General features: G+C 31.3%; 10 protein-coding genes. 7 read left to right on the top strand and 3 right to left on the bottom strand.

All coding sequences use genetic code 11. The features are described from left to right. Positions 1-54: 54 nt before the first annotated feature. A complete protein-coding gene (locus B0A78_RS09710) occupies positions 55-1,122 on the top strand; it encodes a glycosyltransferase (RefSeq protein WP_065213860.1) in 1,068 nt (355 codons plus the stop codon). A gap of 95 nt (positions 1,123-1,217) precedes the next feature. On the opposite strand, the gene B0A78_RS09705 is transcribed toward B0A78_RS09710, so the two are convergent. From B0A78_RS09705 to B0A78_RS09695, 3 genes are all read right to left on the bottom strand, one after another. Further along, positions 1,218-1,535 carry a toxin-antitoxin system YwqK family antitoxin gene (locus tag B0A78_RS09705; RefSeq protein WP_014165700.1) on the bottom strand — a complete coding sequence of 106 codons (318 nt, stop codon included), beginning with the start codon at positions 1,533-1,535 and terminating at the stop codon, positions 1,218-1,220. A 122-nt stretch (positions 1,536-1,657) separates the two neighbouring features. Continuing rightward, positions 1,658-2,713: a sensor histidine kinase gene (locus tag B0A78_RS09700; protein ID WP_014165701.1), complete on the bottom strand. Its 1,056-nt coding sequence runs from the start codon at positions 2,711-2,713 to the stop codon at positions 1,658-1,660. After that, the gene (locus B0A78_RS09695) at positions 2,713-3,396 is read right to left on the bottom strand and encodes a response regulator transcription factor (protein ID WP_014165702.1); all 684 of its coding nucleotides are present in this window, start codon (positions 3,394-3,396) and stop codon (positions 2,713-2,715) included. The genes B0A78_RS09700 and B0A78_RS09695 overlap by 1 nt, the downstream gene beginning before the upstream one ends. Before the next feature lie 181 nt (positions 3,397-3,577). On the opposite strand from B0A78_RS09695, the gene B0A78_RS09690 reads away from it, so the two are divergent. The 6 genes from B0A78_RS09690 to B0A78_RS09665 all read left to right on the top strand — a co-directional run bounded on the left by B0A78_RS09690 (position 3,578) and on the right by B0A78_RS09665 (position 11,704). After that, the gene (locus B0A78_RS09690; RefSeq protein ID WP_065213861.1) at positions 3,578-6,256 is read left to right on the top strand and encodes a TonB-dependent receptor; all 2,679 of its coding nucleotides are present in this window, start codon (positions 3,578-3,580) and stop codon (positions 6,254-6,256) included. A 35-nt stretch (positions 6,257-6,291) separates the two neighbouring features. Beyond that, a complete protein-coding gene (locus B0A78_RS09685; protein ID WP_014165704.1) occupies positions 6,292-7,461 on the top strand; it encodes a hypothetical protein in 1,170 nt (389 codons plus the stop codon). Between the two features lie 96 nt (positions 7,462-7,557). Beyond that, positions 7,558-7,896, top strand: coding sequence for a T9SS type A sorting domain-containing protein (locus B0A78_RS09680; RefSeq protein WP_014165705.1), 339 nt, complete (start codon positions 7,558-7,560; stop codon positions 7,894-7,896). A gap of 307 nt (positions 7,897-8,203) precedes the next feature. Then, complete coding sequence (locus tag B0A78_RS09675) at positions 8,204-9,169, top strand: T9SS type A sorting domain-containing protein (protein ID WP_097609633.1); 966 nt, start codon at positions 8,204-8,206, stop codon at positions 9,167-9,169. Between the two features lie 89 nt (positions 9,170-9,258). Then, positions 9,259-10,101, top strand: coding sequence for a T9SS type A sorting domain-containing protein (locus tag B0A78_RS09670; protein ID WP_014165707.1), 843 nt, complete (start codon positions 9,259-9,261; stop codon positions 10,099-10,101). Between the two features lie 412 nt (positions 10,102-10,513). Continuing rightward, positions 10,514-11,704 (top strand): C1 family peptidase, encoded by a 1,191-nt coding sequence (locus B0A78_RS09665; protein ID WP_041253436.1) that lies wholly within the window; start codon positions 10,514-10,516, stop codon positions 11,702-11,704. The last annotated feature ends 29 nt before the right edge of the window (positions 11,705-11,733 follow it).

The following is an 11,733-nucleotide window of genomic DNA, read 5'->3' as shown; positions in this document are numbered from 1 at the left end:
CAACTTTTGTTCTTGATCCGATTTATCTTTACCTTTCTTTTATAAATATAATATTTGAGAACAACTAAAAACATACTTGTAGCCCCCCTTAATTGGGGTTTAGGTCACGCCACGCGTTGTATTCCTATTATAAGAGCCCTCTTAGATCATGGCATGAATCCTATCATAGCCTCAGATGGTGAGGCTCTTGAATTATTAAAATTTGAATTTCCTTCTTTAACTTTTATCTCAATTCCTTCGTATAAAATAAAATATGCAAAAAAGGGTCGTTTTTTTAAATGGAAATTAATGCAAAATAGTCATACGGTTTTAAGAGCCATTTTTTTAGAACGATTAGCAACAAAAAAGATTATTGCAGTTTATAATATACAAGGTATTATTTCTGACAATCGGTTGGGTATTTATTCAAAAAAAATACCTTGTGTTTATATTACTCATCAATTAAATGTTTTAACTGGTAATACGACTTTGATTACTTCTTGGTTACACCAACTAGTGATTAAACAATACACATCTTGTTGGGTACCTGATTTTGAAGGAGATAGAAATTTAACAGGTGATTTAGGTCATCTAAAAAAGCCTTTAACAAATGTTCTTTATTTAGGTCCTATCAGTCGTTTTAAAAACCAAAAATTAAATATTCAGTATGATCTTATGGTTGTTTTATCAGGTCCTGAACCACAAAGAAGTCTTCTTGAAAAAAAATTAATATTAGAACTAAAAGACTATAACGGGTCTGTTTTATTTGTAAAAGGAAACATTGATAAAGAGCAAAAAATCAGCAATGAGGGCGTTTTTACTTTTTATAATTTTATGAATTCTGAACAATTAGAAATCGCTTTTAACACGAGTGAATACATCATTTGTCGTTCTGGTTATACCACCGTTATGGACTTAGCTTATCTAGGTAAAAAAGCTTTTTTTATTCCTACTCCTGGACAATACGAACAGATATATTTAGCACATAAACTAAGTCATGAACAAATAATACCGTATTGTCTACAAGATGAATTTAGTCTTAAAAAATTGGAACAAATAGTTAATTTTAAAGGATTTATTCCATTTCAGAATAAAATTAACTGGAAAAAATATTTCGAAGTTTTTAATTTAGAAGACAAATAGTGATTTTTAAACGTACTCTACTTGTCTTCTTTTAAGGTAAGATACTAACATTTATAATAGGCGAAAGATATTTATTTATTTGTTTCAAACAGTTCTCATTTTTTTAAGTTAACTAAACGATTATCATTATAGTTTACTTGGGCTATGACCCCGTTTTCTTTAAAAATCCAAGTTCCTACTTTTTGCCCCGATTCATATTGTCCTGTAACTAGCTCGTTTCCTTCTTTCGTATAGGAAACCCATTTCCCATGAACTTTCCCGTCTTTATAAAAACCTTCTTGCATTATTTTACCATTGTCATAATAGTAAGTGGCTTTTATTAAATTATTTTGAATCTCATATTTAGGCTCTATTAACTGAGCAAAACTGGCTACTGTAAATAATAAAGTAATGATTGATATACGTTTTTTCATAATTCAAAATTTTATGGGTTCTACAAATAGTCTCCATCAAATTTAAAAAAAACTTACATAATTAACAATTAAAAAACATTTACTTTACAATTTATTAACATTAAAAATAACAAAACAATGTTTTAAGCAGTAAATTGATTAGCACTCTGGAGTGTAAATAAAAATTCAGAACCTTTATTAAATGTACTTTTTACATATATTTTTTCATGATGGGCTTCAATAATATGTTTTACTATAGACAACCCTAAACCAGAGCCTCCTTCCATACGGGATCCGCTTTTATCTACTCTAAAAAAACGTTCAAATAATCTAGGAATATGTTTTCGTTCAATTCCTTCACCATTATCCATAACGCGTACTAATACCTTGTTATTTTCTAATTCATCTATACAAATTTCGGTTGATCCTTTTTCTTTACCATACTTAATAGAATTCACAACCAAGTTAATCAAGACTTGCTGAATCTTTTCTTTATCGGCTATTACGTGAATAGGTTTAACATATTTTTCATCAAAACTTAAGGTAATTTCTTTTGTATTAGCTTTAATTTCTAATAAATCCATTACTTCTTGTGCTAATGCAACAATATCAAATGATTGAATATTTAGCGTTTCATCTCCTAATTCTAATTTAGCTATCATATCTAAATCATTAACGATATAAACCAATCTTTCGACTCCTTTTTCGGCACGTTCTAGATATTTTTTTCGGAGTATTTTATCTTTATGCGCGCCCTCTAATAAAGTAGAAATATAACCTTGAACCGTAAAAAGAGGTGTTTTCAGTTCATGTGAAACATTTCCTAGAAATTCTCTTCTATATTCTTCACGATCTTTGAGCATTTCAATTTCTAACTTTTTATCCGTTGCAAATTTTTTAACCTGTTTGGTCAATGTAGCCATATCGGTAGTTATAGCTTGGTTTTTAAAATCTACAGCATCTAAAAAAGAAATTTCATCATAAATTTTCTTTACTCGTTTGTAAATAAATTTTTCTACTCGATATTGCAAGACGAAAAATGAAAAAGACATGGTTAAGAAAGCAAAAACACTTATAAATAACCAATTAATCAAAAAGAATAAATAGGTTAATAAAAGCACTAACCCTGTTGAAAACAGGGTAATATATGTAGAAGATCGAAACGCAAACGTATATGATTTCTTAAGCATTAACCCCATTAGTATTCAAACTTATACCCAACTCCTTTTATTGTTTTAAATAGTTCTTCCCCAATTTTTTCTCTTAATTTTCGGATATGAACATCTATGGTTCTTCCTCCTACTACCACTTCGTTCCCCCAAACTTTATCTAAAATTTCCTCTCTCTTAAATACTTTTCCTGGCTTAGATGCTAGTAAATAAAAAAGTTCAAATTCTTTTCTTGGAAGAATAATTTCCTTATTGTCTTTGTATATTTTGTATTCTTCACGGTTTATTTCAATACCTCCCAAATTTAGTTTTTCAGCGGACACTTCTACCTCTTTAAACCTTCTTAATAAAGCTTTTACTTTACTAACTAATACTTTAGGTTTAATGGGTTTTGCTATATAATCATCAGCGCCAGCATCAAAACCTGCAACTTGCGAATAATCTTCGTTTCTAGCGGTTAAAAATGCAATAATCGTATTTTGTAATTCTGGCGTATTACGAATAATTTCACATGCTTCCATTCCATCCATTTCAGGCATCATAACATCCATTAAGATTAAATGAGGTAAATACTTTTTTGCTTTTTCTACCGCTTTTTTACCATTTTCAGCGGTAAAAATTTGATACCCTTCTTGTGAAAGATTATAGCCAACAATTTCTAAAATATCAATTTCGTCGTCTACTAAAAGAATTCTAATATCCTTCTTTTTCATCACTGTGTTTTGTGTTTGTTCGAGTGTAAAATTAGCTATTATTCGAAACAAAAACTTAACCTTACACAAATTTAATATGTTAACGATTAGGTAACGTTTACTAAACCTATTTATAATATCCAAATAACCTCCTTTTTACATAGTCCAAATTACTTTGCATTCGAATTAAACACACAACAAAATGAAATTTAAATTTTCTCTATTGTTCCTTTTTTTTACAATGATTACATTGGCTCAAAAAGCAACTATTACTGGAACAGTATCAGATAAAGATCTTAACAATGAAGCCTTACCCTTTGCTAATGTTCTTCTAAAAGGCACATCTACAGGAACCACTACTGATCTACAAGGGAGGTACAACTTAATTGTTCCTTCCGGTATGCACACGTTAGTCTTTAGTTTTTTAGGATATGAAACTAAAGAAGTTAAAATTACTGTTAATACTGGAGAAGTAAAAGAAATTAATCAGATTCTTGGTTCTGGTAGTGTAACCATGGAAGACGTCGTAGTAAAAGCAACTGTAAGTCGGGAAAAAGAAACTGCTTTATTATTAGAACAGAAGAATGCCGTTGAAATGAAGCAAATAATTGGTGCTCAAGAAATGGGTAGAAAGGGAATAAGTGATGCACAGGCTGCTGTTACTAAAATTGCAGGGATTTCTAAACAGGAAGGAGTAAAAAATGTTTTCGTAAGAGGTTTAGGAGACCGCTATAATTCAACTACATTAAATGGCTTTCCAATTCCTTCCGAAGATCCTGAATACAAAAATATTTCCTTGGATTTTTTTGGCACAGATATTATCAAAAATATTTCTGTTAATAAGGTTTTTAATTCCACTAAAATTAGTGATGTAGGCGGAGCTAATATAGACATTTCATCCAAAGAGCTAAACACATCATCTGTTGTATCCCTAGACCTTTCAACAGGTAGTAATACAAGAGTATTCAATACTGATTTCAAACAACAATCAGGAGTAGATTACTGGGGGATATCTAACATCACTAACCCTGGATTAACTAGTCAAAAATACAATTTTCCTAATAAGCTTAATCCTACTACAAATCATTTGCCTTATAACCATTCTTTGGGACTAACAATAGGTAAAAAGATTAGATTTGGCGAAAATAGCTTTTCTGCATTTTTAGTAGGATCACATGCAACGGATTTTAGTTACACCAAACAATTTGTAAAAAACACAACTACCACAGGAGTAATCTTCAGAGATCAAGTAGGCGACAAGTTTAATCGCGGCATTAATCAATTAGGACTATTGAATTTATCTCTAAAACTAAATAAGTTCCGATTTGATTATAACGGTATGGCAATTCACAATAATAATCAATATTATTCTAAATTTTACGGTTTAGACAATGATAAATTTCAGGGAGGTTTTGATGATAAAGGACTAATGATTAGACAACAAAATAATGATAATTTATTAATTGTAAATCAATTATTAGCTCAATTTCAATTAAACAAAAACACAAACTTCAATGCTGGTGTATCATATAATATTACTTCTGGCAAAGAGCCTGATAGAAGAGTAAACAATCTCACTCAAAGAAACGAAAAAGATTTTATTTTTACAGGGGGAGATGGTAGGCAAACAAGAACTTTCTTGAATTTAGATGAAACTGATTTGAATACGAAACTAGAAGTTTCACACAAACTAAATAATCAAAACGCAAATGATAAAACGTCTTTTATCAAGTTTGGCTACAATGGAAGACAAGTTGAAGATAAATTTTCAGCTACACTATACAATTTTAGAGCCTTTTCGGGAATATATAATGAAAATATAAACTTAGACGATTCTTATAACAAACAAAATTTTATTGATGGAAAAGTAACATTTGATGCCAATAAAGATCAATACAATGCACAAAAAAACATACATTCTGGATACGGTGATCTAACCTATTTAGTTACCCCTAAACTAACCATAAATATGGGAGCAAGCATAGACTACGTAAATCTGGCTGTGCAATACAATGTAAACGAAGGTAGTACTATTGGAAAATCAACTATTAAAAATACATTCGTATTACCCAACGCTAGTTTAAAATGGGACGCATCAGAAAAAAACTCGTTCCGTTTAGCCAGTAGCAAAACCTATACCCTTCCTCAAGCTAAAGAAATTTCACCATATATTTACATAGACGTAAATTTTAATAGTCAAGGAAATAAAGACCTAAAGTATTCTGAAAATTACAACCTAGATGCTAAATGGGATTTTTATATAAGCAAATCAGAACTTTTTTCATTAACGGGTTTTTATAAACACATTCAAAATCCAATAGCTCGTGTAGAAGAAGGAGGATCAGGAGGTTATTTAACATATAAAAACATAGCTAATGTAGCTAAAGTCTTAGGAGCAGAAGTTGAACTAAGAAAAAACATTCTAGAATCACAATTTCATTCTTATGATGCTAAATTAGCATTAGGACTTAATGCTTCTTATATCTACTCTAAATTAACATTAGATGTTTTGAACACACCTAAAAAAGAAACTCAACTAGAAGGTTCTTCCCCTTTCTTAGTTAATTTTGACCTATCCAGTACTTTATCTAAAGATGACAAAAACTTTACCAATACTTTCGTATTAAACTATTTTAGTGATCGTATTTATACTATTGGAACCCTAACTTACGAAGATATTATAGAAAAAGGAGTACTAGGATTGGATTTTATTTCTACTTCTAAAATCAACAAACATCTCGCTATCAAAATAAAAACTAGAAACTTATTAGATCCTACTTATTCACTAAGCAGAAGAGGCATTAATGGAGGCGAAAATATTGTCCTTAAATCATTCCAAAAAGGAATCCATTTTAGCCTAGGTTTAACGTATGATTTTTAAAATTATATAATTGCTAATTAAAACAACTAACCAAAATGAAAAAATCAGTTTTAAGTTTATTAACATTGCTAACCGTTTCTGGAACAGCTATAATATCTTGTACAAAAACAACAGATGATGAAGCAATTGCAACTATCAGTGCGCCAGCAGGAACAGAAAACCTATCAGGCACTATTACAAACAATATAACTCTTGATCCTTCTAAAACATACTATTTGAACGGCTCTCTAATTATAGATAATGGAGGAACTCTAAACATTCCCGCAGGTACCATAATCAAATCTAAAAAAGGGTTTAGTAATTACATTTTAGCCTTACAAGGAGGTAAAATAAACATAAACGGTACGGCTGATAAACCTGTAATCATGCAAGCTGACATAGAAACAACAGAATCAGGATACTGGGGCGGTTTAATCATTAATGGCAAAGCTAAATTATCGGATGCTACCCCAACCGGTTCAACCGAAATTAACTCAGCTTATACTTATGGTGGTAATGACGACACTGATAACTCAGGCATTATTCGTTATTTGATACTCAATAATACAGGAGCTAAATCCTCTGCCAATATTGAACACAACGGTCTAACCCTAAATGGTGTTGGAAATAGTACCATTATTGAAAATATACTTGTAAAAAATTGCGCTGATGATGGTGTTGAACTCTTTGGTGGAACTGTCAACCTAAAAAATATCTTATGTATTAACACAGATGACGATATGTTTGACTATACACAAGGATGGAGAGGCACTTTAGACAATGCTTATGGAATTTGGGAAAAAGGTTTTACAAGTACAGAAGCCGACCCAAGAGGTCTAGAAGGAGATGGTAATTTAGATGGTAACACTCCTACTTGTAACTTACAATCTGATAACACCATCAAGAATTTAACTATTGACCTTAAAATAGACCCTGTAACCACTAATGACATAACAAAACAAATGATGGATGTCTTTATGGTTCGTCGTGGTGCAAAATCTACAATAACAAATGCTGTCGTAAAGGGAACAGGATACGCAGTAACCTTAATTAACATGAACGATAAAAAAGGAGCTGGCAATCCTACCACAACAATTAGTGTTAACCTTAAAGATTTAACAACATCTCCAGCTAAAGAAATCAATGGAGCAGGGCTATTAAACAAAAACGAAACCAATACAGGAGCTGACAAAACTGCTTTTAATTGGACAAAATACGCTTTTTAATTTTTTAGTATTTTTTAACAAAACAAAAGCCTCTATTTTTGAGGCTTTTGTTTTATCTATATATATTTTTTTTAACTTTGTAGAAATCCGTATTGAATGAAGAAAAACTACTTGTACAGTATCCTTATTTCCACATTATTTACGTTGGTCTTTCAAGCTCAGGAGGCTAGAGACTCCTATAGTGGAAAATATCAAGAACAGCCTTTGGACAACCTTACAATATATCCTAACCCCGCCAGTAGTGGAAGAATCTACATTACATCTAGATCAACCTCTTCAAAAGAGATTGAAATCTATGATGTCCTTGGAAAATTAGTACTTCAAACATTATTAACAGCAAAGGAGTTAAACATAACCAGCCTAAACGAAGGCGTTTACATAATAAAAATTAAAGAAGGAGAACAAAGAATAACTAGAAAACTTATTGTAAAGTAACCTGCCCAAAACATTTCCCCCTTAAATCTACCTTTCATTTTTTAAAATATTAAAGAATGGAAATCTGTTATGAAAACTTACCCCTTTTCTCATCAAAACATACAAATAATAGATCTTTTTCAAACCAATTTTAAGAGCACCCTCTTTTGCCTAACATCAGTACCTGAATCCCCTCACAAAAATAAACATCTTTCAACTCAATCAATCAATCATAGATTATTCTTACAAAATAATCAAAAAAACAATCAAAAAAATAAATTTAATATATTTTTTATTAAATTTAAAACCAAATTACACACAACAACACATGAAAAAAATTTACGCATTAGGAACATTCTTGTTAGCAAATTTAGGGTTTTGCCAAGTTCCAATTTCAGCATTAAACACCCCCTACAATCAGGATTTCAACTCAATGACTACTGGAACAACAGCCCCTGCTCTACCCGCCAATTGGTTTATGGCAAGACTTTCAGGTACATCTACTACAGCTCTAACACTAACAAATAATGACGGGTCTACCAACAGCGGAGGAGTTTACGCAGCAGGAACTAACTCAACTAATGAAAGATGCCTTGCGGTACTAGCCTCTTCAGGCACAATTCCTGGAATAGGTCTAAACCTTATCAATAATCTGACACAAAACATTACCCAAATACAGATTAGTGGAAAAACCGAACAATGGAGATTAGCCACCAGTTCTATAATTGAAAAAATAGCATTTGCCTATAGTTATGATGCTACCTCTTTATCAACAGGTACTTGGACAACAGTAACTAACTGCGATTTAGTAGAACAAAACGCTACTACCAGTACAACTACTCCTACAACAGCTAACATAGATGGCAACGCTTTAGGAAACAATAGTAATTTTACTTTTACCTTTGGATTAACAGGAAATGGCTGGCCGGCCAATGGGGGAACACTCTGGATCAGATGGACTGACACAAACGACCTAGGAAATGACGCTATGATAGGTTTAGATGACTTTAGCATTCAAGCAACATCAACAGATCCACAATTTTTATCTAATGAAAAATTAGATGAAATTTCTGGACTACAAATATTCCCCAATCCAACCAAATCAATTCTAAACATAACATCAAACAAGTATTCAGAAAAACAAATTGAAGTATATGACTCTTTAGGAAAAATAATTTTATCCACTAGAACAACTAATGAAAATATAAACATTACTTCTTTAACCAAGGGAGTTTACACAGCTAAAATCACCGAAGAAGGCAAAATAGCCATCAGAAAAATCGTAATTGAGTAAACTCTATTTGAATAAAAAAAGCTATCCTCTCTAAGCAAACACCCAAAGAGGTTTTTTTATACTTTTGCAAACAAAACAAAACTATTAAAATGAAAAAAAAATCATTATTTTCCCTATTCAGCTTATTCCTTTTTATTTCAAACAGCTTTGCACAGACCACATTAACCTCTTGGAGTTTTGATGGACAAACAACCAATCCAAACCTAGGAACAGGAACATTAAGTCTAATTGGAGGGGTCAACCCAAACACTTACCAAAGCGGCAATGGTGCAGGGTTTGCACATAGTATAAAAAATTTTCCACTTCAAGGAACGGCTTCTGGAACAGCTGGCTATCAATTTATGGTAAGTACTAATGGCTACTCAGGAATTATCATAAAATTTGACCCAAGAGGACAGGATGCTTCTTCTAAATGGCAACAATACGAATATACTATTGATGGCGGAAATTCTTGGGAAATCTTAGCTAATAACAATGGAGATCTGACAAATGGTTTTACAGCTTCTCCAATGAAATCTTTATTAATCAATGATCCCAGATGCAATAACAATCCTAATTTTGGTTTCCGAATTGTCTCTATTGTTAATCCAAACAACAATACCTATGAACCTATTTTAGGAGTTTACGACCCTGCTGCTAATTGGAGAATAGACAATGTAAAAATTGAAGCTAGTTCTGTTTTAAACAATGAAAAAAACAATGAAATAGAAGGCTTATCAGTCCATCCAAATCCTGCAAATTCAGTTTTAAATATTACTTCTAGTAATTTTGAAGAAAAACAAATTGAAGTATATGATACTTTAGGACAAAAAACTTTATCATCTAAAGTAACTGATCAAATTGTTAATATCTCATCTTTAACTAAAGGAATTTATTTTGCTAAAATCACCGAAAAAGGTAAAACAGCAACTAGAAAAATTATAATCGAATAAGGCTCAATCTAATTCAAAAACACAAAAGGCTGCAGTGCAAAATAGTTTAAGGCAGCCTTTTTTATAATAAAGATATTCAGACTTCTTTAAACCCAAATATGCGTTAGCCTTTCGCATCAAGATGAAAAATACAAAAAAGTTAAGAATAAACAGCTTTTTTTACCAAAACGGTAGTTTTATTACATTGAGGACAAAAAAGGGAGTACTTTTTTAGATTCAAAGTCCTTTTTATCTGTAATACATTTCTAGTACGCAATCTGGATTAAAACCCACTTTTTTATATGTTATCATCTAAGAAGTAAAGTCTTTTTTAGATTCTCATATTTAAAAAACACAAAAAATGATTAAATTCAAATCTTATTCATTCAGTATTCTTATTTTTACCTCCAAAATATTAAAATTCAAAAACGATATGTTTAAAATTAGAAAAAACATTGCTCTAACAGCTTCGTTTATTATAACTATCAGTGCTTTTGCACAAGATAATTTAGTCAATTCACTAAAAATAAATGCAAGTGAAAAAAGTAAAGAATCTTTCAAATTTACTGACGTTATAAATATTGAAAATACTCCTATAAAGAACCAAGGCTCTTCAGGGACTTGTTGGAGTTATTCTGCTAATTCATTTTTAGAATCAGAAATGATACGCATGGGTAAAAAACCAGTAGAATTAGCACAAATTTATTCTGCTCGTAATGCGTATATCGAAAAAGGAAGAAACTATGTCCGTATGCATGGTTCAGTTGCTCTAGGCGATGGCGGAGCTTTTCATGATGTGATTAATATGTATCGCAAATATGGAGCCGTTCCTCAATCTGTTTATACAGGCTTGAATTATGGAACTGATAAAAATAAATTTGCTGAAATGAGTTCTCTAATTGAAGCTTTCTTAAAGGCTGTTGTTACCAATCCTAATGGAGAACTAACTCCTAATTGGGAAAAAGCCTATACTGCAATGATTGATAGTTATCTTGGACAAGTACCCAAAACTTTTCAATTTGAAGGTAAAACCTATACCCCTGAAACCTTTGCTAAAGAAGTAGTAGGCGTTAATGCCGATGATTATGTAGAAATTTCTTCCTTACAAGAACATCCCTACTATACTAAATTCGTATTAATGGTTCCAGATAATTGGAATTTTGATCAAGTATATAATGTAAAAATGAATGAATTAACTGATATTATTGACAACGCAATTAAAAATGGTTATTCAGTAGCTTGGGCTGGCGATGTTAGCGAAAAAAGTTTTTCTTGGAAAAACGGTGTAGCTTATGTCCCTGAGAAAAAATTTGAGGAGATGACTGCTGATGAAAAATCAGATATGTTTAATGGCCCTAAAAAAGAAATGACAGTAACTGAGGAAATGCGTCAAAAGGCATTTGATAATTACACAACTACTGATGATCACGGTATGCATATTGTTGGAATTTCTAAAGATCAAAACGGTAAAGAATATTATATCGTTAAAAACTCTTGGGGTACAACAAATGACTACAAAGGATATTTGTATATGACGAAAGAATTTGCAAAATATAAAGCAACCGCCATTATGTTGCATAAAAAAGCGGTACCTACAGGCATTGCATCTAAATTAAAACTATAAAAAACCTCTATATAAAACAACAAACCCGA

Origin of the sequence: Flavobacterium columnare NBRC 100251 = ATCC 23463, from assembly GCF_002530675.1 — a bacterium.
Taxonomy (GTDB): Bacteria; Bacteroidota; Bacteroidia; order Flavobacteriales; family Flavobacteriaceae; genus Flavobacterium; species Flavobacterium columnare.
The sequence above is the reverse complement of the archived record's forward strand: the minus strand, read 5'-3'. Positions and strand labels throughout refer to the sequence as shown.